The organism is Chryseobacterium sp. GTID13, assembly GCF_056172655.1.
In genome coordinates this window covers 1,931,290-1,956,705 of record NZ_JAOCMB010000005.1, presented here as the reverse complement: position 1 = coordinate 1,956,705, position 25,416 = coordinate 1,931,290, and the positions used below count along the sequence as shown (strand labels likewise).

Below are 25,416 nucleotides of genomic sequence, written 5' to 3'. Positions count from 1 at the left end.
ATGAAGTTAAAGCAAATAATTAAATATATTAAGTCTGATCTTTACCGGTACACGGCAAGCGGATCTTTAAAATCTTTTATTATCCAGTATATGGTTAATAGAGGATTTAATTATTGTGTATGGCTCAGATTGTCACAACATCATAATCCCTTTTTCCATAAAATTTGTTTTGTTGTTCTAAATATTAAAAGAATTAAATACAGAATAGATATAAGCCATAAAACTCAAATAGGATATGGTCTTTATTTAGGACATTCCGGACCATTAGTTATTAATCCAACTACAATTATAGGGAATAACGTAAACTTATCACAATATACAAGTATTGGAGCAAATAACGGAAATGCTGCTGTGATTGGAGATAATGTATATATTGGTCCTAATGTTTGTATAATCGAAAATGTTAAAATTGGTAAAAATTCAACTATTGGTGCGGGAAGTGTAGTGACAAAAGATATTCCTGAAAATGCCACTGCTGTAGGAAATTATGCTAAAGTTTTAAACTATAACAACCCCGGAGAATATATTAAAAATAAATTTGTCGTATAATGTTATTAACTATTTTTACTCCAACATATAATAGAGGATATTTGCTTCAACGCTTATATGAGAGTTTATGCCAGCAAAAACTACAGAATTTTGAATGGGTGATTGTAGATGATGGTTCTTCGGATAATACCGAAAGTATTGTAGAAGAGTTTCAGAGAAAAGGGAGATTTCAATCCATTATCATAAACAAATTAATTCAGGCAAACATATTGCTATTAACCAAGGGGCTCTATTAGCTAAAGGTAAATTGTTCTTTATAGTTGATAGTGATGATTATTTAACAGAAGATGCTACCACTGTAATTGCTGATAAATACAAGCTTATTGAGAACAATGAGCTTTACGCAGGATTATCTGGCAGAAGAGGGTACTCTAAAACCCAGTATATCGGAACACAAAATGGTTATGATGATATTCATGCCAATGCTTTGGATTTTAGATTTAGAATGAAAATACAAGGGGATATGGCAGAAATTATCAGGACAGATGTATTGAGAAAGTATCCTTTTCCCTATATTGATGGTGAAAAGTTTTGTACAGAAGGTGTACTTTGGTACAATGTAGCATTACAATACAAATTCTTATGGTTTTCTGATATTATTTATATAGGAGAGTACCTTGAAGGAGGGCTCACAGATAATAATTTTAAAATAAGGAAGAATTCTCCAGAATATACATTGCTTTTTTATTCGGATTTTTCAAAAATGCCTATTCCGTTTATCCAAAAAATAAAAGCCAATATTAATTATTGGAGGTTTGCCAGGTTTTCCCAGAAATCTTTTTCTTATAAGTGGAAAAAAGTTAATCCATTATTTTCCTTAATAGGATTTCCTATGAGTTTATACTTTTTGATAAAAGAATCCTAATGAAAATTTTACACATAATAGACGGTTTAGGTACCGGAGGTGCGGAAAAACTATTAACAGAAATAGTTCCAGGTCTTGTAGAGGAGGGCTGTCAAGTTGATGTTTTATTACTCAATGGAGAAATAACCCCTTTTTATAAGAAGCTGGAAGACGGAGGATACTGCAATATATTTTCTTTAGGGAATAGGTTTTATCATCCATTATATGCCATAAAAATTATTCCATATCTCTCAAAATATGATGTGGTGCACGTCCACCTGTTCCCAGCTCAATATTTTGCGGCTATCGCAAAAATGATAGGAAATAAAAATGTTAAGCTCATTTTTACTGAACATAGTACTTCGAACAATAGGATAGAGAATAATAAATTCAAAAGAATTGAAAAATTCATATATAGTTTTTATAATAAAATTATTTGCATTACTCAGGGAGTTAAAAGCAAACTAATTGAAAAACTGGATATTCCTGAAGAAAAACTTGTGGTAATTGAAAATGGTATCAATATACAGGATATTAAAAATGCGCCAAAGGCAAACAGAATAGATTTTGGATATTCGGAGAATGACAGATTATTGATAATGGTTGCAAGTTTTCGTCCAAATAAGGATCAGGATACTCTTATCAGAACGCTATCATTATTGCCGGATAATTATAAACTGATTTTAGTTGGAGACGGTGGCGACAGGAGAGAGATTGTTAAAGGTTTGGCAAAAGATCTTAAAGTAGAAATTAGAATTAATTTTTTGGGAATAAGAGCAGATGTTTATTCACTGTTGAAAATGTGTGATATTGCCATTTTAAGCTCTCATGCAGAAGGTTTTGGTCTGGCTGCTGTAGAAAGTATGGTTTGTGGTATTCCTTTGATTGCATCCAATGTAGATGGTTTAGCCCAGGTTGTAAATGGAGGAGGAATACTATTTGAAAAAGGAAATGAAGAAGATCTAAAGTCAAAAATTATTTCCTTGGAAGATAAAGATTATTACAGTAAAGTTGCAGAGAGAGGTTTTGCTAAAGCATATGAGTTTGATATAAAAAAAATGATTCAAAGTACTCTTGAACTTTATTCGAGTTTATAGTCTGAAATGGAAATAGGAAAATCAAAAAAACTGTATGATACATTATTGTATCTCATCCCGGGGATTTTTGCCTTGGCATCTGTCCTGATTGTTAATCCTCCGATGATTTATGATGATTTACACCGTTTTTATGGTTTTTACAACGGGGTTAAAGAAATGCCGATCCGTGAATTTTGGAATGTCCTCAAGGATCTACCTGATTATATTTTACCAATTTATATATATATATTTTCTAAGCTAGGTATTCCCGTTAATTTTTTATTAGGTGCAATTACATACTCTACCGTTTTTATTATACTTAAAATAAGTGATCAGATACTAAACAAAACAGGTAAAAATACAATATGGGCTCAAATATTTATTATCACAGCTATTAGCATTTCGGGCCTATTATCCGGCGTTAGAAATCTGCATAGTATTGCTTTACTGTATAGCGCGATATATTTATTGGTTCACCAAAAATATTTAAAATCAGGTTTTATTTTTTTAGTCTCTGTGCTAGTCCATTTCAGTACTTTTTTTATCTTCCCGTTTTAGCACTATTAAAGCTCAGATTAAGAAGAATTCATTTATTGTGGTGGATTTCTTTTATTGGATTTCTTTTGCCTATTATCTGTCTCCCGTTTCAATCCGAAAAATTTACAAACTATAGTTCAATCCCTATAATTGGCAAACTACAACATTATACCTTTCAGAAGGATTATTATTTTAAATTGTCAATAAATAATATCAAAATTATATTAGTTAGCTTTTATAAGTTGAGCTGGTATTTATTTACATTGATTTTTTTATATTATCAGTTGAAAAATAAAAAAGAAAATATTTGGCTGAAGATTTTGTTTATTCTCTCCGCTGTAATGAACTTTACATTTATTTATTTGACTTTTTTTGAACGGGTTTCCTTTTTTGTTAAAATCTTGTTTGTGATTTGTTTGCTTCAGGAAAATATGATTAATTTTAAAATAAAAAAGGGAATTTTTATTTATTTTTTAGTCCTGTTTTTTTTTCAAGTACTGCTTTATATAGAAGGTTTGTATGATTTAATATAATATATAAAATATAATTAAAATTGAAGAAGTTTTAATTTCAGAATAAAAATACAATGAATAAAAAAATTTTACACGTAATAACAGTTTCTTTTGTTATTAATCATTTTTTTGGAAAACAATTTAAATATCTCCGTACAAAAACAAATAACGACTATTTTCTTGGATGTACACCATCTGATGAATTCTTTCAATTAGCGGATCCTCTCAAATACAAACCATTTTCTGTAGACGTCACAAGGAATATTAGTCCGATAACAGATTTAAAAGCAATTTATAAAATCTATAAATTCATCAAAAAGAATAAAATAGATACTGTCGTAGGACACACTCCCAAGGGGGGATGGTAGCGATGATCGCTGCTTTTTTTGCAGGAGTTCAGGATAGAGTTTATTTTAGACATGGTATTATTTATGAAACTAGTACAGGATTTAAAAGACTGTTGCTCAAGAATATTGATAGACTTTCAGGAAATTTAGCAAGTAAAGTTGTCTGTGTAAGCCATTCTGTAAAGAAAATTAGTGAAGAAGATCATTTAAATGCTCCATCTAAAAATATCATTTTGGGGATAGGAACCTGTAATGGAATAGATACTGAAAATAAATTTAATCCTGAGAAGCAAAATAATAGTTTAGTTGCAGATATTAAACAAGAGTTGGGAATCACTGATAAAGATTTTGTAATCGGTTATGTTGGAAGGCTGGTTAAAGATAAGGGAATTAATGAACTCATTGATGCCTGGAAGATATTAAGGGAGAAGCATCAGCACTTAAAACTTCTTTTAGTAGGACCTATTGAGGAAAGAGATGCCATCAGCGAAGAATCAAAAAGAATTATAAAGAGTGACATCAATATCATAAATACAGGATTTGTATTGAATGCAGCTCCATATTTTAATATAATGGATATTTTTGTATTACCAACTTACCGTGAAGGTTTTCCTACAGTATCTTTGGAAGCTTCCTCAATGAAATTACCTGTTTTAATTACCAAAGCGACAGGGTGTGAAGAATCCATTATTGAAAATCAAACTGGACTTTTTATAGAAAACGATCCTGCAGATATCATAGAAAAAATAGAATTTTATATTGAAAATTCTGAAGTAAAACGCCAGCATGGAGATAATGGAAGGGATTTTGTTAGACAAAATTTTGAAGAAACAAAAATTTGGGATCATATTCATACAAATTTAGGCTATTAAGATGAATGTAATTATTACTGGAATTTCCGGCTTTGTAGGCCAAAATTTATCCACATATTTAGAAGAGAACAACTGTAATATCACAGGCTTGTCGTTAAGAAATAATTGGAAACTAACCGCAAATATGGATGCCTTAATCCATCTGGCAGGAAAAGCTCATGACACAGCCAATACTTCGGAAGATGAAGAGTATTTTAAAATAAATACAGAATTAACGAAGAAGTTATTTGATGAATTTTTGAAATCTGATATTAAAGACTTTATATACTTTAGTAGTGTAAAGGCTTCGGCAGATACTGTTGAAGGAATTCTTGATGAAGATCATATATCCAATCCTCTGACGCCTTATGGAAAATCAAAACTTTTAGCAGAACAATATTTATTATCTAAAGAATTACCTGAAGGCAAAAGATTATTTATTATTCGTCCTTGTATGATTCATGGTCCTGGAAATAAAGGAAATTTAAATCTTTTGTATAAGATTGTTGAGAAAGGAATTCCATGGCCTTTAGCTTCTTTTCATAATCAACGTTCGTTTTTAAGTATAGATAATCTTAATTTTTTAATACTCCAAATTATTGAAAATAAAAATATTAAGTCAGGAATCTATAACTTTGCCGACGATGAATTTATTTCTACAAATCAGCTCATAAAAATTATAAGTAAGGTTTCTGGGATAAAATGTAGATTATGGAATGTACCAGCAGGATTGATCTCCTCTGTTGCAAAATTGGGGGACAAAATAAAAATGCCCCTAAATTCAGAAAGATTAAAGAAATTAACAGAAAGCTATGCAGTTTCTAATAAAAAAATAAAAAACGCATTAAATATAATTCACCTTCCGGTTTCAGCTGAAGAAGGATTAATAAAAACAATCAAAAGTTTTCAATCTAAATAATGGAATACATTTTTGTCACTGTCATTTTATTTATTTCAATACTGCTATATTTCAGAATTGCAGATAAATATAATATAATAGATAAACCTAACCACAGAAGTGCTCATACGCAAATTACATTAAGAGGGGGAGGCATTATTTTTCCTATTGCATTTATTGTTTTCTGCTGTTTTAATCTACAAATGGCTGTTGAACATTATTGGTCTTTCGGTTTGGGACTCCTCGCAATTTGTTCCATCAGTTTTATTGATGATATCAAAACTTTATCTAATAAAATCAGACTTTCTGTTCATTTGATTTCAGTAATACTACTTCTATACTTTACAGAAGCTTTTGTTTTGGTACCGTTTTGGGTTTGGCCAATTTTATTTGTCATTATAATTGGGACACTCAATGCTTATAACTTTATGGATGGGATTAATGGTATGACAGGAGTGTATAGTCTTGTTACCCTCTTATCCTTAGCTTATATCAATAAAGATATTGCTCAGTTTACAGATGAAAGCTTTATCATTTACCCAATTATCGCATGTGTCATTTTTCTCTTTTTAACTTTAGAAAAAAAGCAAAATGTTTTGCGGGGGATGTTGGTAGTATGGGAATTGGTTTTTGGGTAATCGGTCTTATAACTCTTCTTATTATGAGAAGCGGTGAGTACAAATATATTTTGCTACTTTCAATTTACGGGATGGAGGTTGTGCTTACTATTATTGAGCGAATATTATTAAAAGAAAATATATTTGAAGCACACAGAAGACATTTATACCAGCTTTTTGCTAACGAAAGAAAAGTGTCGCACTTAATAATTAGTTCTGTTTATGCAGTTTGTCAATTATTCGTTAATATATTTTTAATTCATTCACAACTTCCTGTTTGGGCAATTATTTTAATTATATTTATTCCTTCAGGCGGAATTTATTTAGTATTAAAATGGAAATTGAAAAAGGAGCATAATTTATAGAAAATACAAAAAATGAAAATAAAAGAAACCCCACTTAAAGATTGCTATATTATAGAACCAATAATACTTGAAGACGAAAGAGGCTATTTTTTCGAAAAGTTCAATGAGAAAAAATTTGAAGAACTGACCGGGATGAATGGACATTTTGTTCAGGATAATATTTCAAAATCTTCATATGGTGTACTTCGTGGAGTTCATCTTCAGAAAGGAGAACATGCCCAGGCTAAACTGGTATCGTGTCTGGAAGGGAAAGTTTTTGACGTAGCGGTTGATTTAAGAAAAGATTCACCAACATTCGGACAATGGTTCGGAGTTGAATTGACGCCCGAAAATAAACTTCAGCTTTATGTTCCCCGTGGTTTTGGACATGGTTTTTCTGTTTTAAGTGAAACAGCAATTTTTTCGTATAAATGTGATAACTTTTATAATAAAGATTCTGAAGGAAGTGTAATCTGGAACGATCCTGATTTAAATATTGATTGGAAACTTCCGGTCGATGTGATTCGACTTTCTGAAAAAGACAAGTCATTGCCTAAATTTTCTGAACAAAATTTTTAAATAATATATTGAAAACCACTTTCCTGAAGTGGTTTTTATTTTTTGAGTCTACTCTTTTATTATTTTGTATCTTTGCACACTCAAAATCAAAACGATGCGCACAAAATCTGTAGGGAAGAAGAAAATCAATGTTGTTACTCTTGGATGTTCCAAGAATGTATACGATTCTGAAGTATTAATGAGCCAGCTTAAAGCCAATGGAAAAGAAGTGGTTCATGAAGACCGCGGGGATATTGTAGTCATTAATACTTGTGGGTTTATAGACAATGCCAAAGAAGAATCTATCAATACGATCCTTGATTATGTAGACGCCAAAAACAGAGGTGAGGTCGAAAAAGTTTTTGTGACAGGCTGTCTTTCTGAGAGATACAAACCGGATCTTATTAAAGAAATCCCGGATGTTGACCAGTATTTTGGAACAAGAGACCTTCCGGTTCTTCTTAAACATCTTGGAGCAGACTATAAGCATGAACTGGTAGGAGAGAGGCTAACTACTACTCCAAAACATTACGCATACCTTAAAATTTCAGAAGGTTGCGACCGTCCTTGTTCTTTTTGCGCTATACCTTTAATGAGAGGTGGTCATGTTTCTACCCCTATTGAAAAGCTGGTTTTGGAAGCTCAAAAACTGGCAAAAAAAGGAACCAAGGAAATTATCCTTATTGCCCAGGACCTTACTTACTATGGTCTTGATCTTTATAAAAAACGAGCTCTCGGAGAACTGCTAAAAGAACTTGTAAAAGTTGAAGGTATAGAGTGGATCCGTCTACATTATGCTTTCCCAAGCGGTTTCCCTGAAGATGTTCTCGATATTATCCGTGAAGAACCGAAAGTATGTAATTATATTGATATTCCTCTTCAGCATATCAATTCAGATCTTTTAAAATCCATGAAACGTGGAACTACTCATGAAAAAACGAATGCATTGTTAGCTAAGTTTAGAGAAAAAGTTCCGGATATGGCTGTTAGAACTACTTTGATTGTTGGGTATCCGGGAGAAACCGAAGAAAGATTCCAGGAATTAAAGGATTGGGTAAGAGAGCAAAAATTTGATAGATTAGGATGTTTTACTTATTCTCATGAAGAAAATACAGGAGCTTACGTACTGGAAGATGATATACCGCAGGAGGTAAAAGAAGCAAGAGTGGAAGAAATCATGGAACTTCAGTCACAGATTTCCTGGGAAAAGAATCAGGAGAAGATCGGGAAAGTATTCAGATGTATTTTTGACAGAAAAGAAGGCAATTATTTTGTTGGAAGAACAGAATATGACTCACCCGATGTAGATAATACGGTTCTGGTTTCAGCAGCAGAAACATACATTTCTATAGGTGAATTTGCTGATGTTAAAATAACCTCGGCAGAAGAATTTGATTTGTATGGAGAACTGATCTGATAATCCGTATTTTACATCCAATATCTGATCAGGTGATTTTTGCTAATATTACTAAAATTTAACAGTATTTATTTAGATTGTGAATTTTAAATAGTATTGATTTTCAGTGTATTGTGTTTTTTATCGATAAATGTCAATTATTTTTTTTATATAAAATGAATAAATTTCAAAATTATATCTTAAATTTGCGCAATAAGCAATGTTTTAAAATCAAATGCTTCAATAAGTTGCCTTTCTGACAAGTTAAATGTCTAACCTTAAAGATGAGCACAAGTTGGGATGCATTTTCCGTTTTGGAAATATTGATGGAAAATAGTGTAATTTAAATCTTAAAAACTTATGAAAAAATTTTTATTAACAGCGACAATGCTCGTTGGCCTTTCGGCAGTTTCCAAGGCTCAGACAACGGGTCGTGTAGGTATTAACACAACTACACCAGCCGCAACACTAGATGTAGTAGCTAATACTACTGACAATGCTAGACCTGACGCCTTACTAGTCCCTCGTTTGTCAAGAGCTCAGTTAGCAGCTAAAGATGCAGCATATACGACTGCTCAAAATGGTGCCCTTACATTTGTTAATACTCTGGATGGTTCTGCAGCTGGTAAAACAGTGAATGTAACTGCAACAGGATTCTATTACTATGACGCACCAAACTCTGTTTGGGTTGCTGTAGGAGGAGGTGCTGCTGCCCCAACTCAGAAGTATGAAGCAATTAGAGGAACAGTTACTACAGTTACTACAGGAGCCTATACTGTTGCAGCAAACGATTATTTAATTGTAACAGCTGTTGCGGCAGGATTTGCTAATATTACTTTTCCTCCATTGACGGCTGCAGATGCAGGACGTACAGTGCTTGTATTTAACAATAACCCTTCAACTCAAGCAAATACTATTACTGGTATAGTAGGACAGGCTGGTAATAACTTTCTTAGAGGTAGAACATCAGTGGTTTGGACTGGAACAATTTGGGTAAGTGTTGGATTATAATATAAAATTCTGAGAAGAATAATTAATTTTTAAATTTTGTACAACGATGAAAAATATATTTAGCCTTTTACTATTAGCTGGACTTGGAACAGTCAGTTATGCTCAGGTTCTTACTAACCAGCCAACAAATGCTACCATTACAAACTCTAACGTTTTATTAGATGGAAGTACAAACTTCAGTACTGAATCTGGTGCTCAGCCATATGTTGGTAAAGGAGTTATTATTCCAAGTGTAGACTTGGTTAACTTCCAGTTTGATCTTACATTGGCGGATAGTGTTACTTTCCCAACTTACTTCGACGGTATGATTGTATATAACAATGCTACAGGAAATACCCTTACAACAGGTAACAGATCTTCAACAGCAACAGCCGTAACTCCTGGATATTACTATTTCTATAATCCAAATGGTGCATCAAACGGTAATGTAACTGCTGGAGTTTGGAGACCACTAGGTGGAGGTAGTGCTAAATTTGACGTAACCTCTGCTGAAACAGCTACGAATACATTAGTAGCAAGCAAGCAGGTTTATGCTATCAAAGGAACATTTGCCGCTACAGGAAGCTCGACAGCTGTAAATATTCCAGCACCGACTGGTATGACAGCTTTATACGGTATTACTATTTATAAAGCAGGTACAAACACTGTATATGACAGAAGTTTATACTCTTATACAATTGCTACTACTGCTGGAAATGCAATTACAGGTTCTCCAAGTATGTCAGTAGTATATCCTGCTGGAACATATGACTATGTAATAGAATATTTAAAATAAGATTAATACTTATTAATATACTATAAAACCAATGAGCAATCATTGGTTTTGTTTTTATATATACTTTGATTCGGGTTGTAAGAAAATCTTGCTTGTTGGTATTTAATTTGATATAATAACTGAAACATGCAAGAAAGTGATAGAAGAATAATAATTAAAAGAATTATCTGATAGTAAAGTCACTGTTAAAATAAATAGGTGTGATTTACTTTATAACTCAAAATAGCCTCTGTTAAAAGTGTTTCATATTACTGATATCTTAAATTATTTTAGTCTTCTACCTATCTAAAGCTATAGAACTATAATTTTTGTAAAAATATAAAACATTGAATTACAGTAATATACAATAATTGAATTTTGAATTTTATTGGCAAAAAGTTAAATACGTTAACTTTTAGGTATTTTTTTTAACGTTTTTTAACAGTGGTGTTTAAAACGCCTGATAATAGGCAGTTACAAGCCTAGTTAACATATTATTTACTTTTTGTTAACGGTTTTTAACATATGGAGTAGGGACTTTACAACATTCCTTATACTTTTGCTCCGTCAAAACCAATAAAATTCAAGATGATGAAAAGATTCATTCTCGTAATCATAATGATGATTTCAACCCTAGGTGTTTATTCTTTTACAGGTAACACCTTAGATGCGAAGAAAACAAGTTATGCATCGTACTACCACGATAAATTTAACGGTAGAAAAACAGCAAGCGGAGAAATTTTTAGTAATTCAAAGTTTACCGCTGCAAACAGAACGCTTCCGTTTGGAACCAATATTAGAGTTACCAATCTGAACAATGGAAAACAGGTGATAGTGAAGATTAATGATAGAGGACCTTTCCATGCATCAAGAGCATTAGATATTTCTAAAGCTGCGTTCGATGAAATCGGAGATACCAGTCGTGGTACCATTCCGGTTGAATATGAAATTGTCGACTAAATTTATGATTTAAATTTAAAAAGCCAGCTGATTCAGCTGGCTTTTACTTTTATATAGTCATTTAGACATTTAATTCCAATAAAGCAGGACAATGGTCTGAATGTACAGCTTCTTTTAATATAACAGCTCTTGAAAGCTTATCTTTTAAAGTATAAGTCGTAAAATTATAATCAAGTCTCCAGCCCTTATTTTTAGCTCTGGAATTTTGCCTGTAACTCCACCATGTATAATTATCAGGTTCACTATTGAAAAAACGGAAACTGTCGATCAGCTCGCATTCTTCAATAAAGTTAGTCATCCACTCCCTTTCCATCGGTAGAAAACCGGAAACGTTCTTTAAACGGACCGGATCATGGATATCAATTGCCTGATGGCAAATATTAAAATCCCCCGAAATAATAAGATTAGGAATAGTTTTTCTTAGTTCTTTTATATAAGCCAGGAAATCATGGCAGAACTGCATTTTGAATTCTAACCTATCGATATTGCTTGCAGAAGGAACATAAACCGAAATGACAGAGTATCCGTCAAAATCCGCACGGATGATTCTACCTTCATTATCATAGCTTTCAATACCGCAGCCGTATTCAACATGATCAGGTTTGATTTTTGACGCAATTCCGACACCGCTGTAGCCTTTTCTTACTGCAGAATGCCAATAACTATAGTAACCAACTTTTTCAAGACTTTCAATATCTATCTGATCGTTACCGGCTTTGCTTTCCTGAATACAGATAATATCCGGATCAGCAATCTTCAGCCAGCCCAGGAAATCCTTTGTAAAGGCAGCCCTGATTCCGTTAACGTTGTACGTGATTAACTTCATGGGTTTTTAATGAAAAATTTAAAGTGTTCGTTATATTTTGTGGGGAAAAATTCCGTGATATCATAATCTGCTATTTCATGAATATAAAATGGATCTTCTTTAATGATCTCCTGAACTTTATTTTTAGAATAGACATCCGCAAGTATGATTCCTCCTGTTCTTGGCTCTTTTCTGCCGGAAGCAATGAAATTTCCGGAACGGTAATATTTTTCAAGAAAATCGTTGTGCTCGGGGATAAAACGTTCTACATTTTCCAGAGAGGTTTTATAGGTCAGTGAAATAATAAACATTGTTTTTTTGCTAAGATATGAACTCTTCAAGACTATTAAAAGGAGTTGAAATAAGAAGCGGCAAAAATCATTCGATTTTTGCCGCCTTAAACCCAAAATTTTAAATAAACTACTTGGGTTCTAAAATACTGATAGGAATAATACATTCTTCCAGTGAAATGCCTCCATGCTGGTAGGTCTCTTTATAATAATTCACAAAGTGATTATAATTTTTCGGATAAGCCAGGAAAATATTGTTTTTGGCAAAAATATATTTTGAGCTTAAGTTTCCTTTAGGCAGGAACAGTTTTTCAGGGTTAGTCACAGCCCATACATCGCTGTCATCATAGGTTAAGCTCTTTCCTGTTTTGTAACGGATGTTGGTGGAGGTTTCACGGTCACCAACCACTTTGCTTGGTTTTTTAACATATACTGTTCCATGGTCCGTAGTAATTACGAGCTTATAACCATTTTCTGCTGCTGCTTTGATGATCTTAAGCAATGATGAATTCTCAAACCAGTTTAAGGTAAGGGATCTGAACGTTTTATCATCACGGATCAGCTGGTCTACGATATGATTATCTGTTTTGGCATGCGAGAGGATATCAATAAAGTTATAGACAATGACCAAAAGGTCGTTGTTTTTGTGCTGGTTGAAATCATCATAGATTTTTCGTTCAAAATCAGCATTCAGAACTTTAAGGTATTTCATAGATTTAGACCCTAAGCCGATTCTTTTCATCTGGTCTTCAAGGAAGTCTCGCTCAAATTCATTTTTATTTCCTTCCTCATTATCATTGAACCATTTATCCGGAAAGCGTTTCTCTATTTCAGATGGCATCAGTCCTGCGAAGAAAGAGTTTCTTGCATACTGGGTTGCGGTAGGGAGAATACTGTAATAATAATCCTCCGAAATTTTATTGTAGTATTTGGTGAATAGCGGCTCAATTACCTTCCATTGGTCAAAACGGAGATTATCTACCATAAGAAGGAGAACTTTTTCCTTTTCTACTTCCGGTTTTACTTTTTCTTTAAAAAGTGTGTGGCTCATCAAAGGTTTATCAGAGTCGGTAAGCCAGCCTTCGTAATTTTTTTCAATGAATTTGGCAAACTGGATATTGGCTTCTTCTTTCTGTGACTGCAGCAGATCGGAAAATTCATTATCCTCCACCTTATCAAATTTAATCTCCCAGCTTAATATCTTCTTATAATACTCTGCCCATTCCTGGTAAGTTCGGATATAAGAAAGCTCCATAGACAGGTTTCTGAATTCCTGCTGGTACTGAAGTATTGTTTTCTGCTCCACAAGATTATCCTCCTGCAGATTCTTCTTTAATGATAATAAAATCTGGTTAGGATTTACAGGTTTTAAAATGTAGTCCGCAATCTGTGATCCGATGGCTTCTTCCATAATATGTTCCTCCTCACTTTTTGTTACCATTACGATCTTTAAAGAGTTGTCTTTCTCTTTGATCATGGGAATGGCTTCCAGTCCCGAAATACCGGGCATATTTTCATCAATAAGCGTTAATGCAAACTTCTCCGAATCCATCAGTTCCAGAGCTTCATTCACATTGTTAACAGGGGTTACCTGATAACCTTTTTTTCTAAGAATACGATATGGGGTTTGAGTAAATCTATTTCATCATCTATCCATAATATCTTTTCCGACATAATTTATTTTTTTACATGGTTATTGCATCAAAATGTTGACCAATTCTTTTTAAATTCTCACAAATTAGAGATACCAAAAGTTAAATATTAGTTAAATGAAAACGCTGTCATTACTACTGATATTCAATTTCTTTAAAAACCGGTCTTTATATATTCTAAAGCCCTTTCCAGAACTTCATCTTTTTTGTTTTGTATCCCTTTTACAGTGGGTTTTATGATAATGTCCGGGATAATTCCTATCCTCTGCGTTTCCTTTCCGTCCGGATAATAGGCTCCGAGTCCTGTAAAGCACGTATCCAGATCAGCAATTTTAAACCGGATAACATCACCGTTGGCGCCAGAAGTATTACTTCCGATTACTTTGGCCTTCGGATGCTGCTTAAACATCATTGTTGTTGTTTCTGCCTGGCTTTGCGTATTCCCGTCTACCAGAACGATAACATTTCCTTTATAGTAATCCGGGTTCTTTTTGCCGATATTGTTTTTTAAGCTATAAAATTTACTCAAATAATCTGTCTCGGGGAAATTAAATTGATAATAAATTGTTTTTTCAGGAAGAATCAGTCTGCTCAAAGGAAAAATGGTCTGTTTAGGGTAGTTTCTGAGGTCAAAAATGATGGATGTTGTGAATCTTAAATCCCTATACATATCGTCCACATCGTTTTTTTCAAGAATGCCCATATTAACGTAGCCAATCTTTTTATCCACATCTAAAAATCTCCATTTGTCCGGAACAGCCGGCTTTTCTCCTGTTATATCTGTAAGGAGATAAGTTTTTGCTGTCAACGCCAGATTTTGTCCGTCACGCTCTATTTTAAGCGTGATAGAATCACTATTGCTGAACAGAAAAAGATTTTTCACTTTCGTGATCTTTCCCCAGGAATTGGAAGCGGGAACATATCGGGCAAAGCTATTAACCAGCTGAGGGATAGTCTTTCCATTTATATCATAAATAACGTCACCGGTGTTCAATGGTATTTCCTCATTGAATTTATTTCTTTTGATCTTCGTTACAACCAGTTTTCCTTCCGCATAGATATATTCTACAGGAACTTTTTTCTTCCATATTGATTGGTATTAATCAAAGGCGAATATAGAAAGGCATGGGAGTCATCAGTTTTTGTGACCAGTTCTGCAAGGGTCAGGTGATAGCTTTCATCATTGTCGATGATGAGGAATTTGGGAATCATCTCCGTTAATACATCATTCCAGTTCTCGTCGGTCAGATACTTGTAGGGAAAGAAATATTCTACAAAATTCCAGTATCTGAAAAGCTCCAAAAGCCCCGTCTTTTTTGAAATGAATTTTGAGCCGTAAGAGTTTTCATTCCTGAAGAAAACCTTTTTTCCGCCTCTTCCGAAATAGTGGCTGCTTCCTAAATTTCTATTGTTCTGGATAAATAGGAGCTGTTCGGTAACTGTTTTACTGAATATTTGTTCATTACTGATCCAGCCCGGGTCAAAGTTTCTCAGAAAATATATCTTCGTTTTATCTTCTTTCAGGCATTTTTTGCATTCTTCCACTTTTCCAAGACTGCCGATCCATTGGGAATATAATTCGTTCAGCTGGCTCTTATCTCGTATGTTTTCAAGCTCATCAATCTTTTGAAAAAGCTGCTGATCCCAATCAAAATTACCTTTGGCCACATGAGGATGATAATATTTCAAAAATCCCCACACCCTGCACAATGATTCAAGCTTTTGTACTTCTGATAGAGTCTGGGCGGAAAAAAGTAAACTGAAAAAAAATAAAATAAAAAGAGAAACTTTTCTCATTTAAAATGAAGGGTTATTAATAGATCAAAGATATATTTTTAAAACAGAATATGCAGAAAACATCTGTGCAAATCCTTACAATCTTTGTTTAAAAATAAAACATAGATTCATCAGAAAAATTTTATCTCTTTTAGCGAGCAGGAATTCTTTAACACCAATTTAATGACGCTTACAATTTAAAATTCCTAACTTTGTTTACTAATATTGAAGTTTCAATGCAGAATAAGCTAAAGATCATCAACGACCCCGTTCATGGTTTCATCAGAATCCCACATGAAATTTTATTTGACGTTATCGAACATCCTTACTTTCAAAGATTGCGGAGGATAGGGCAAACCGGTCTTCTGAATCTTATCTTCCCAGGAGCAACCCATACAAGGTTCCATCATGCACTGGGAGCGATGCACCTGATGTTTACAGCATTGGAAACCTTACGTCAGAAAGGTGTAAAAATTACAGAGGAAGAAGAAAAAGGGGCAATGCTTGCCATCCTGATGCACGATATTGGGCACGGACCGTTTTCTCATGCATTGGAAAATATGCTGATGGATGACTGGCACCATGAAAAGCTGTCTTTATTATTAATGAATAAGCTGAATAAGGAATTTGACGGTCAGCTTTCCGTAGCCATTGAAATGTTTCAGGGGAAATACCACAGGAAATTTTTCAATCAGCTTATCTCTTCCCAGCTTGATGTAGACAGGCTTGATTACCTGAACAGAGACAGCTTCTTTACCGGCGTCTCAGAAGGGAATATCAATACACAAAGGATTATTTCCATGATGAATGTTTGCAGCGAAGGCGAATTGGTAATCGATGCCAAAGGGGTATATTCCATTGAAAATTTCCTTACCGCCAGAATGTTTATGTACTGGCAGGTATATTATCATAAAACTTCGGCGCTGGCAGAATTTCTTTTGGTTAAAATCCTGGAAAGGGCCAAATATCTCATTTCTGAAGGGATGGACCTGCCCGCAGGAGAAAACCTGAAATATTTCCTGAATCGCGGTAAAAGCTCAGCGACCGATGAAGATATTTACAGATTTACACAACTTGACGATAATGATATAATTCATGCGATGAAATCATGGCAGGATTCTGAAGACTTTATTCTTTCCTATTGGTGCAAATGTGTCATCCAGAGAAACCTGCCTAAAACGGTTATCTCAACTCATCCTTTTAAGCGAAAATTCATTGAGGAAAAAATAAAAAATACCAATGAATTTTTCGGAATCAATAATGGAAAGGAGCTTGTACATGAGATTAAAAGAAAATTACTGCCTTATGATACCAAAAAACAGCCTATTTATCTGCTTCAGAAAAATGGTAAAAAAATAAGGCTGGAAGAGTCGCAGGACCAGCTGTTATCCGGGCTAATGGTACATAAGACGGCCAGGTATATTCTTACCTATCCGAGAGATATTTCTCAGATAATATCTTAAATAATCTTAAAATTCACGTTCCGAAAATCAAAAAATGTTTGCGAATTACAGAATTTCTTATCTTTGCAGAATATGGAATTTACAGCTTCGCAAATTGCAAGTTTTATTGACGGACAGATAATAGGCGACGAAAGTACGGTTATTACAGGGGTTTCACCAATTGAAAATGGTGAATCAGGACATCTTTCTTTTATAGCACAGGATCGATTTTCACATTTTTTAGATACCTCAAAATGCTCCGTTATTATTGTTTCGGAAAAACTTATAGATAAAGTTAATTATAATCCTACCTTAATTGTTGTAAAGGATGCTTACCTTTCTTTCCAGATTTTAATGAATCTGTACCAGGAAATGCAGGGGAGAAAAGAAGGAATCGAAAACGGTTCTTCTATTCATGATACTGCTGTGGTTGGTGACAAGGTGTACATCGGGGCATTTACTTATGTCTCGGAGAAAGCCAAAATCGGGGAAGGTTCACAAATTTATCCACATGTATATATCGGTAAAGGAGTTAAGATCGGTAAAAACTGTAAAATTGACAGTGGGGCCCGCATCTACGATTACTGTATCATCGGGGATAACTGTGTGATCCATTCCAATACGGTTGTAGGAGGTGACGGATTCGGTTTCCAGCCTACTGCAGAAGGATTTAAAAAGATTCCTCAGCTTGGAAACGTAATTATAGAAGATGATGTTGAGATTGGCTCAAATTGCAGCATCGACAGAGCTACCATCGGTTCCACCATTATCGGGAAAGGAACCAAGATCGATAATCTGATCCAGATTGCCCATAACGTAAAAATCGGTCAGAACAACGTTATTGCAGCACAGGCAGGAATTGCAGGATCTACTACTATCGGAGACTGGAACCAGATTGGCGGACAGGTAGGAGTGGTAGGCCATATCAAAATTGGTAATCAGGTGAAAATTCAGGCTCAGAGCGGCGTGAATTCCAGCGTTAATGATAAAGAAACATTGTACGGATCTCCTGCAATAAGCTATAATGACTATCTTAGAAACTATGTACATTTCAGGAATTTTACTGAAATTGTAAAGAGAATAAATAATCTTGAGGAGATCTCAAAAGATAAAACTAATGAGTGATATGCAAAAAACGCTCCAGAAAGAAGTAACACTTTCCGGAATTGGCCTTCATACAGGTAAAGAAGTAAAACTTACCATCAAACCAGCAAAAGAAAATACAGGATTTGTGTTCGTAAGAACAGATCTTGAGGGTCATCCCCAGGTAGAAGCTGATGTTAATTATGTAGTAGCAACAGAAAGAGGAACAACATTAGAGAAATTAGGCGTAAAAATCACTACCTGTGAGCACCTGTTGGCAGCGTTGGTAGGATGCGATATCGATAATGCCATCCTGGAAATGGATGCCTCTGAGCCCCCAATTTTAGACGGATCCTCAAAGTTTTTTGTTGAGGCTATTGAAAGTGTGGGAATCGCAGAGCAGGGAGTCGCCAGAGAATATCTGGTCATAAAAGAAGTGCTTAGCTATACAGATCCGGCTTCCGGATCGGAAATTACAATCATTCCATCAGATACTTACGAAGTAACGACTATGGTGGATTTTGGAACCAAAGTATTGGGAACCCAGAATGCCACTCTTAAAAATATTTCAGAATTTAAAGACGAAATCTCTTCTGCCAGAACGTTCAGCTTCCTGCACGAACTGGAAATGCTTCTGGATCATGGCTTGATCAGAGGTGGAGATATTTCTAATGCTATCGTCTATGTAGATAAGGATCTTACTCCGGATACTACAGAAAAATTGAAAAAAGCGTTTGGAAAAGATAATGTTTCTATCAGACCCAACGGTATTTTAGATAACCTTACACTGAACTATCCTAACGAAGCGGCAAGGCACAAATTACTTGATGTGATCGGGGACCTTGCATTGGCTGGTGTAAAGATAAAAGGGAAAGTTATTGCCAATAAACCGGGTCATTTTGTGAATACCCAGTTTGCCAAAAAACTGAACCGTCAGTGGAAGCTTCAGAAAAAGAAAAATGTACCTGATTTTGACCTTACCAAAGAACCTGTTTTCGATATCAACGGAATTATGCGTCTTATGCCGCACAGACCTCCGTTCTTACTGATTGATAAAGTTCTTGAACTTTCGGATTCCCATGTGGTAGGTTTGAAAAACGTGACCATGAATGAGCCTTTCTTCGTTGGCCATTTCCCTAAAGAGCCTGTAATGCCTGGAGTACTTCAGGTGGAAGCTTTGGCGCAGACAGGAGGAATTCTGGTATTGGCAAGCGTTCCGGATCCGGAAAATTACTCTACCTACTTCATTAAAATTGATAAAGTGAAATTCAAAAGAAAAGTAGTTCCGGGAGATACTATGATTTTCAAAATTGAATTGATAGAGCCTATCAGAAGAGGTATTGTTCATATGCAGGGATACGGATATGTAGGAGATACTGTAGCAGTAGAAGCAGAACTAATGGCTCAAGTTGCAAAAAATAAAGTTGATTAAATGATTCATCAATTAGCGGCCGTAGATAAACGTGCTAAAATCAGCAAAAATGTAATCGTAGAACCTTTTACTACTATTGCAGGCGATGTGGAAATCGGAGAAGGAACCTGGATTGGTCCCAATGTTACCATTATGGACGGGGCCAGAATTGGAAAAAATTGCAGAATTTTTCCGGGAACGGTAATTTCAGCCATTCCGCAGGATTTAAAATTTGATGGCGAAGATACGCAGGTAATTATTGGTGATGATACTACAATCCGGGAATGTGTTACCGTCAACAGAGGAACAAAAGCTCTTGGATTCACTAAAATTGGCAAAAACTGCCTGATCATGGCCACTTCCCACATTGCACACGACTGTGTTATCGGAGATCACGTTATCATTGTAAACGGCTGTGGTATTGCGGGACACGTAGAAATTGGCGATTATACCGTAATGGGAGGCCTAAGTGCTGTTCATCAGTTTGGTAAAATCGGAAAGCATGTCATGATTTCGGGAGGTACACTGGTAAGAAAAGATATTCCTCCTTATGTAAAGGTGGCAAGGGAACCGATGTCTTATGCGGGAATCAATTCAGTAGGATTAAGAAGGAGAGGATTCACCAATGAGAAAATTTTCGAGATCCAGAAAATCTACAGAACTATTTTCCAGATGAAAATGAACGTTTCTCAGGCTGTAGCCTATATTGAAAAAGAAATGCTTCCAACCGCTGAAAGAGACGAAATCCTTCAGTTTATCCAAAACTCACCGAGAGGTATTGTAAAAGGATATGGAACAGGTAAGGAAAGCAATTAAAAGCAGAACAGTAAAAAGGCAAAAAGGCGAATTTTTAAGAAACCTTATTGACTTAAAAAATTAAAATAAAAAGATAACATAAATTAATGGCAACAAGTAACGATATCAGAAAGGGACTTTGCATTGAGTACAGTAACGATATTTTTAAAGTAATAGAATTTCTTCACGTAAAACCTGGGAAAGGACCAGCTTTCGTAAGAACAAAATTAAAGTCTGTAACCAACGGGAAAGTAATTGATAACACTTTCTCTGCAGGACACAAAATAGACGAAGTAAAAGTAATCACCAGAAAGTTCCAGTATCTTTACGATGATGAGAATGGTTTCCATTTCATGAACAATGATGATTTCTCTCAATTATATCTGAATAAAGAAATGATTGAAAACTCACAATTCATGAAAGCTGGAGAAGAAGTAACGATCATTTTGAAAGAAGCTGATGAAACTCCGCTTTCTGCTGAACTTCCTCAATCTGTTTACCTGGAAGTGATTGAAGCTGATCCGGGAGTAAAAGGAAATACAGCGACCAATGCTCTTAAAAATGCAATCGTTGAAACCGGAGCCAGAGTAATGGTTCCTCTATTCATCGAGCCGGGAGACAAAATTAAAGTAAGTACAGAAGACGGCAGCTACTTAGAAAGAGTAAAATAATAATAAAATTTACATCAATTCGGTTTGCACTAGCATTCCGAATTTTATTTTTATAAGAAAACCAGTTGTTATGAGATTCCACTCTCCACAAAAGCTCAAAACTATTGCCGATTTAATAGGCTCTGAATTTGTAGGTCCCGAAGACTTTGAAGTGCTGGGAACCAACGAAATCCATATGGTAAAACCGGGAGACATTGTTTTCGTGAATCACCCGAAATATTATGATAAAGCCTTAAATTCCGCGGCTACAATTATTCTGATCGACAAAAAGGTAGAATGTCCGGAAGGAAAAGCACTTTTGGTTTCAGACGATCCGTTCAGAGATTTCAATAAAATCAATACTCACTTTACAAGAATATATAATTTCACCGAAGAACTTCATGATGTAGAAATCGGGGAGGGAACAAAAATCCATCGTACGGCTGTTATCGGAAATAATGTTGTCATCGGAAAGAATACTTTAATTTTTCCAAACGTCGTTATTGGAGACAGAACGGTTATTGGTGATAATGTTGTTATTCAGTCAAATACGGTTTTGGGAGGTGACGCATTTTATTACAGAAAGCTGAATGGGAATTTTGACCGTCTTATTTCCGTTGGAAATGTTGTCATTGAAAACAATGTAGAAATTGGGAATGGCTGTACCATCGACAGGGGTGTTACGGATTCTACGGTAATCGGGGAAGGTTCTGTTTTGGATAACCAGATTCAGATCGGGCATGACACGGTTATCGGAAAGAAATGTCTGATTGCTTCGCAGGTGGGAATTGCAGGCTGCTGTATCATAGGGGATGAAGTAACCCTTTGGGGGCAGGTTGGTATAGCTTCGGGCAATAAAATTGAAAGCGGATCTGTTCTGCTTGGGAAAACCGGAGTCAACAGAGATCTTAAAAAAGGAACCTATATTGGAATGTTTGCAGAAGATTTCAAAGGCTATTTGAAAAAAGAAGTAAAGCTGAGAAATCTCAAATAAACTATTCACTTGGTTTTGTCCAAAATCAAAGAAAAATAAGTAAATTTGTGAGCATTAATAAAATATTTAAATAAATTAAAACATCAATAAAATGTCAATTTTAGTAAACAAAGATTCTAAAGTAATTGTACAAGGATTTACAGGGAACGAAGGTACTTTCCACGCGGGCCAGATGATTGAATACGGAACCAACGTAGTAGGAGGGGTTACTCCGGGAAAAGGAGGATCTGAGCACTTAGGGAAGCCTGTATTTAATACAGTAGCTGATGCCGTTCAAAAAGCTGGAGCCAACGTAAGTATCATTTTCGTACCACCTGCATTCGCTGCTGACGCAATTATGGAAGCTGCCGAAGCGGGTATCAAAGTTATTGTATGTATTACTGAAGGTATTCCTGTAGCGGATATGGTAAAAGTAAAATCTTACATCGCTGACAGAGACTGCAGATTGATCGGTCCTAACTGTCCGGGAATCATTACTTCTGAAGAAGCTAAAATTGGTATTATGCCAGGTTTCGTTTTCAAAAAAGGTAAAGTAGGTATCGTTTCAAAATCAGGTACACTTACTTACGAAGCTGCTGATCAGGTTGTAAAAGCTGGTTACGGTGTTTCTACAGCAATTGGTATCGGTGGTGACCCAATCATCGGAACAACAACAAGAGAAGCTTTGGAACTATTCATCAACGACCCTGAAACTGAAGCTGTAGTAATGATCGGTGAAATTGGTGGTGGATTAGAAGCTGAAGCTGCAAGATGGTACAAAGCAAGCGGATCTACTAAGCCGGTTGTAGGATTTATCGCCGGACAAACTGCTCCTAAAGGAAGAACTATGGGACACGCAGGTGCTATTGTAGGAGGTGATGAAGATACGGCTCAGGCAAAAATGCAGATCATGAGAGACAACGGGATCAACGTTGTAGATTCTCCTGCAGATATTGGTGCTACTGTTGCAAAAATTCTAGGATAACAGATACAAAAACAAAACATATGAAAAAACTTTTATTAACCTCAGCATTGGCCCTTTCAACTCTGTCTTTTGCCCAGATCGACTTTGCAAATACAAGATTTGGTGTCACGGCAGGAGGTAACTATTCCAGAGTAAGAAATGCCCATAACCCTTCCGGTCCGAGATTCGCGTTTCAGGGCGGAGCTTTGGCTTTAATTCCTATCGGGAAGGCAAACCAGTTCTTTTTACAGCCGGAAGTCGTATATTACGGTGCTGGTGAAACCGGAAAGGACAAAGATGCCAAAGGGAAAGATGGTTATGATGCAGTATATGGTAACAATTATCTGAGCGTACCTATCTATTTTAAAGGATATTTTTCTGAAGCAGAATCAGAATTCTTTGGAATGATCGGTCCAAGATTTAACTTCCTGATGAATCAGAATGTTAAAAATGCTCCGATTGGCAGATCATATTACGATCCGGATGTTACCGATCCTTTATATCCGTCCGTAAGTGGAAAAGCTTCAAGCTTTAACTTTGCTTTAGGGTTAGGAGTAGGATACAGCTATAAGAGACAGCTGGAATTAGCTCTTAAATATGACCTTGGTCTTTCAGACACTTATCCTGATCTTGCCAAAGAAAAAGGAGGTACTGATAAGAGAAAGTCTGAGCAGGTACTCAGCCTTAGCTTAAGCTATATCTTTAAATAGAATAATAAGTTATTCAATTATAAAAAACTCCCGGAAATTTTAATTTCCGGGAGTTTTGTTTTTGTATAGTACTTTCTATTGGCTCATATATTGACCTAGGAAGCTGTAGCGTTAAAAAAATTTAAACTTGATCCGTTAAAAAATTTCCACTGTTTGAGTGCGGCCGGAATATTGATCTGAACAACAATAGTAAATCCGCACGAGTTTGGAAATTTTAGGAGCAAGTTTTAATTTTTAGCGAAAGATTCCAGTCTTGAATTTTTGGTTCTTTTTGTTTTAAGACAAAAGAACAACAAAACTACCCTTTAATCCACTTCCAGATCTCCTTCAAACTAGCCTTATTCCCATACATCAAAATCCCTACACGGTAAATCTTCCCTGCTAAGAATATCATGAAAATAGTGGTTCCCAGCAATAATGCAATGGATAAAGCAATCTGCCAGGCAGGGACGCCAAATGGGATTCTTGCAATCATCGCAACCGGTGAAGTAAACGGAATTATAGACAGCCAGAAGCCCAATGGACCGTCAGGATTGTTCATTAAGGAAAAACTCCCGTACATCCCTACAGTAAGCGGTAAAATAGCAAATAAAGTGAACTGCTGGGTCTCTGTTTCATTGTCTACTGCCGAACCGATAGCTGCATAGATGGAACTGTAAAAAATATATCCCAAAAGGAAAAATATAATGAATACAAAGATGATCAGAGGGAAATTCAGTTCCAGTAAACTGTGTGAAACCTGAGTGGCAATCTGTGTAACATCCAGCTTATTGGCCAGTTCCTCATTTCCTCCCGGAATATTTTTCTGGAAAGATGAAAATCCGGTATTTAAAATCAAGGCCCCTACAACAGACATTGAGATCCAGATCAGAAACTGAGTCAGGGCCACCAGGGTTACTCCCAATATTTTACCCATCATCAGCTCAAAAGGTTTAACTGATGAGATAATGATCTCTACCACACGATTATTTTTCTCCTCAAGAACACTTCTCATCACTCTTACTCCGTAAATAATGATGAACATGAAAGTCACATACATTAGCAGGATGCTCAGACCGCTTTTTACACCAAATGCAAGGTCGGAATCTTCTTTGTTATTATCAGAAACATTGATAGTCTTTAAAGTAAAGCCCTTGTCAAGATTGTTCAGCTGGGTTTCTTCAATACCAAGCTCCTTGATCTTTTCCTTTTTGATGACATCTGTAATATCAGAAACGATCTTCTGTTTGGTATCAAAGCCCATTTTGGCGTTTACAATAAGTCTTGTACTGTTTTCAAGTTCGTTATAGTTATGATCTTTTAGTTCAGGAAGGATCAGTATCCCATCCATCGACTCATTATCTTTAAGGTTATTGATCTTTGCCTTTTCATCAGCGGCGGAAACAAAAACATATTCAAGCTTATCATTGGATTTCAGCTGATTCCTGAAAAGTCCGCTTTTATCCACAACCTCAATGATGCTGTGGGATTCGTTTGCTTTAAACATCAGCCCGATTACCCCTCCAAATCCAATCACTAAAAGAGGAGCGAGTAATGTTAATATAATGAAGGATTTTTCTTAACCTGGGTAAGAAATTCCCTTTTTGTAATTAAAAAAATATTATTCATAAA

General features: G+C 35.3%; 24 protein-coding genes and 3 pseudogenes. 21 read left to right on the top strand and 6 right to left on the bottom strand.

The annotated features are described in order from the left end of the window. The 13 genes and pseudogenes from N4G44_RS15770 (at nucleotide 1) to N4G44_RS15710 (ending at nucleotide 11,254) form a co-directional block, all read left to right on the top strand. On the top strand, nucleotides 1–549 hold the full coding sequence (locus tag N4G44_RS15770; RefSeq protein WP_474928239.1) for a serine O-acetyltransferase: 549 nt from the start codon (nucleotides 1–3) through the stop codon (nucleotides 547–549). Next, nucleotides 549–1,414, top strand: a pseudogene (locus tag N4G44_RS15765) (glycosyltransferase family A protein). The gene N4G44_RS15770 and the pseudogene N4G44_RS15765 overlap by 1 nt, the downstream one beginning before the upstream one ends. Then, nucleotides 1,414–2,490, top strand: coding sequence for a glycosyltransferase (locus tag N4G44_RS15760; protein WP_474928238.1), 1,077 nt, complete (start codon nucleotides 1,414–1,416; stop codon nucleotides 2,488–2,490). Before N4G44_RS15765 ends, N4G44_RS15760 begins: the two are co-directional and overlap by 1 nt. Before the next feature lie 6 nt (nucleotides 2,491–2,496). Beyond that, entirely contained in the window at nucleotides 2,497–3,027 is a 531-nt protein-coding gene (locus N4G44_RS15755) for a hypothetical protein (protein WP_474928237.1), read from the top strand. Nucleotides 3,028–3,879: 852 nt separating this feature from the next. After that, entirely contained in the window at nucleotides 3,880–4,737 is an 858-nt protein-coding gene (locus N4G44_RS15750) for a glycosyltransferase (protein WP_474928236.1), read from the top strand. A 1-nt stretch (nucleotide 4,738) separates the two neighbouring features. After that, nucleotides 4,739–5,635, top strand: coding sequence for an NAD-dependent epimerase/dehydratase family protein (locus N4G44_RS15745; protein ID WP_474928235.1), 897 nt, complete (start codon nucleotides 4,739–4,741; stop codon nucleotides 5,633–5,635). After that, nucleotides 5,635–6,252 (top strand): MraY family glycosyltransferase, encoded by a 618-nt coding sequence (locus N4G44_RS15740; protein ID WP_474928234.1) that lies wholly within the window; start codon nucleotides 5,635–5,637, stop codon nucleotides 6,250–6,252. Before N4G44_RS15745 ends, N4G44_RS15740 begins: the two co-directional genes overlap by 1 nt. Before the next feature lie 23 nt (nucleotides 6,253–6,275). Next, on the top strand, nucleotides 6,276–6,596 hold the full coding sequence (locus N4G44_RS15735; RefSeq protein ID WP_474928233.1) for a hypothetical protein: 321 nt from the start codon (nucleotides 6,276–6,278) through the stop codon (nucleotides 6,594–6,596). A 12-nt stretch (nucleotides 6,597–6,608) separates the two neighbouring features. After that, nucleotides 6,609–7,154 carry a dTDP-4-dehydrorhamnose 3,5-epimerase gene (gene rfbC / locus N4G44_RS15730; protein WP_474928232.1) on the top strand — a complete coding sequence of 182 codons (546 nt, stop codon included), beginning with the start codon at nucleotides 6,609–6,611 and terminating at the stop codon, nucleotides 7,152–7,154. 94 nt (nucleotides 7,155–7,248) lie between these two features. After that, nucleotides 7,249–8,550, top strand: a complete 1,302-nt coding sequence (gene rimO, locus N4G44_RS15725; RefSeq protein ID WP_474928231.1) for a 30S ribosomal protein S12 methylthiotransferase RimO — start codon at nucleotides 7,249–7,251, stop codon at nucleotides 8,548–8,550. 339 nt (nucleotides 8,551–8,889) lie between these two features. Further along, nucleotides 8,890–9,540 (top strand): hypothetical protein, encoded by a 651-nt coding sequence (locus N4G44_RS15720; protein WP_474928230.1) that lies wholly within the window; start codon nucleotides 8,890–8,892, stop codon nucleotides 9,538–9,540. A 46-nt stretch (nucleotides 9,541–9,586) separates the two neighbouring features. Then, nucleotides 9,587–10,315 carry a hypothetical protein gene (locus tag N4G44_RS15715; RefSeq protein WP_474928229.1) on the top strand — a complete coding sequence of 243 codons (729 nt, stop codon included), beginning with the start codon at nucleotides 9,587–9,589 and terminating at the stop codon, nucleotides 10,313–10,315. Between the two features lie 567 nt (nucleotides 10,316–10,882). Next, complete coding sequence (locus N4G44_RS15710; protein ID WP_040997902.1) at nucleotides 10,883–11,254, top strand: septal ring lytic transglycosylase RlpA family protein; 372 nt, start codon at nucleotides 10,883–10,885, stop codon at nucleotides 11,252–11,254. A gap of 61 nt (nucleotides 11,255–11,315) precedes the next feature. Here N4G44_RS15710 and N4G44_RS15705 read toward each other — a convergent pair whose 3' ends face one another. From N4G44_RS15705 to N4G44_RS15685, 5 genes and pseudogenes are all read right to left on the bottom strand, one after another. After that, entirely contained in the window at nucleotides 11,316–12,080 is a 765-nt protein-coding gene (locus N4G44_RS15705) for an exodeoxyribonuclease III (RefSeq protein WP_474928228.1), read from the bottom strand. Next, entirely contained in the window at nucleotides 12,077–12,370 is a 294-nt protein-coding gene (locus N4G44_RS15700) for a YciI family protein (protein ID WP_474928227.1), read from the bottom strand. Before N4G44_RS15700 ends, N4G44_RS15705 begins: the two co-directional genes overlap by 4 nt. Nucleotides 12,371–12,479: 109 nt before the next feature. Further along, a pseudogene (gene porX, locus N4G44_RS15695) lies at nucleotides 12,480–14,023 on the bottom strand (T9SS response regulator signal transducer PorX). A 132-nt stretch (nucleotides 14,024–14,155) separates the two neighbouring features. Further along, entirely contained in the window at nucleotides 14,156–14,995 is an 840-nt protein-coding gene (locus tag N4G44_RS15690; protein ID WP_474928226.1) for a S41 family peptidase, read from the bottom strand. 71 nt (nucleotides 14,996–15,066) lie between these two features. Beyond that, nucleotides 15,067–15,669 carry a hypothetical protein gene (locus N4G44_RS15685; protein WP_474928225.1) on the bottom strand — a complete coding sequence of 201 codons (603 nt, stop codon included), beginning with the start codon at nucleotides 15,667–15,669 and terminating at the stop codon, nucleotides 15,067–15,069. 344 nt (nucleotides 15,670–16,013) lie between these two features. Here N4G44_RS15685 and N4G44_RS15680 point away from each other — a divergent pair, with 344 nt between their 5' ends. From N4G44_RS15680 to N4G44_RS15645, 8 genes are all read left to right on the top strand, one after another. Continuing rightward, a complete protein-coding gene (locus N4G44_RS15680) occupies nucleotides 16,014–17,240 on the top strand; it encodes an HD domain-containing protein (RefSeq protein WP_474928352.1) in 1,227 nt (408 codons plus the stop codon). 72 nt (nucleotides 17,241–17,312) lie between these two features. Next, nucleotides 17,313–18,344, top strand: coding sequence for a UDP-3-O-(3-hydroxymyristoyl)glucosamine N-acyltransferase (gene lpxD / locus N4G44_RS15675; RefSeq protein WP_048502352.1), 1,032 nt, complete (start codon nucleotides 17,313–17,315; stop codon nucleotides 18,342–18,344). After that, nucleotides 18,337–19,734: a bifunctional UDP-3-O-[3-hydroxymyristoyl] N-acetylglucosamine deacetylase/3-hydroxyacyl-ACP dehydratase gene (locus N4G44_RS15670; protein WP_040997891.1), complete on the top strand. Its 1,398-nt coding sequence runs from the start codon at nucleotides 18,337–18,339 to the stop codon at nucleotides 19,732–19,734. Before lpxD ends, N4G44_RS15670 begins: the two co-directional genes overlap by 8 nt. After that, a complete protein-coding gene (gene lpxA / locus N4G44_RS15665; RefSeq protein WP_474928224.1) occupies nucleotides 19,735–20,529 on the top strand; it encodes an acyl-ACP--UDP-N-acetylglucosamine O-acyltransferase in 795 nt (264 codons plus the stop codon). 86 nt (nucleotides 20,530–20,615) lie between these two features. Beyond that, nucleotides 20,616–21,179 carry an elongation factor P gene (efp, locus tag N4G44_RS15660; RefSeq protein WP_474928223.1) on the top strand — a complete coding sequence of 188 codons (564 nt, stop codon included), beginning with the start codon at nucleotides 20,616–20,618 and terminating at the stop codon, nucleotides 21,177–21,179. Nucleotides 21,180–21,249: 70 nt separating this feature from the next. Next, complete coding sequence (locus N4G44_RS15655) at nucleotides 21,250–22,152, top strand: UDP-3-O-(3-hydroxymyristoyl)glucosamine N-acyltransferase (RefSeq protein WP_474928222.1); 903 nt, start codon at nucleotides 21,250–21,252, stop codon at nucleotides 22,150–22,152. Nucleotides 22,153–22,243: 91 nt separating this feature from the next. Beyond that, nucleotides 22,244–23,116 carry a succinate--CoA ligase subunit alpha gene (sucD, locus tag N4G44_RS15650; RefSeq protein WP_040997883.1) on the top strand — a complete coding sequence of 291 codons (873 nt, stop codon included), beginning with the start codon at nucleotides 22,244–22,246 and terminating at the stop codon, nucleotides 23,114–23,116. Nucleotides 23,117–23,136: 20 nt separating this feature from the next. Then, a complete protein-coding gene (locus N4G44_RS15645; RefSeq protein ID WP_474928221.1) occupies nucleotides 23,137–23,805 on the top strand; it encodes a porin family protein in 669 nt (222 codons plus the stop codon). Nucleotides 23,806–24,103: 298 nt separating this feature from the next. Here the strand turns inward: N4G44_RS15645 and N4G44_RS15640 are convergent. Beyond that, nucleotides 24,104–25,413 (bottom strand): annotated as a pseudogene (locus N4G44_RS15640) (ABC transporter permease). Nucleotides 25,414–25,416: the final 3 nt, after the last annotated feature.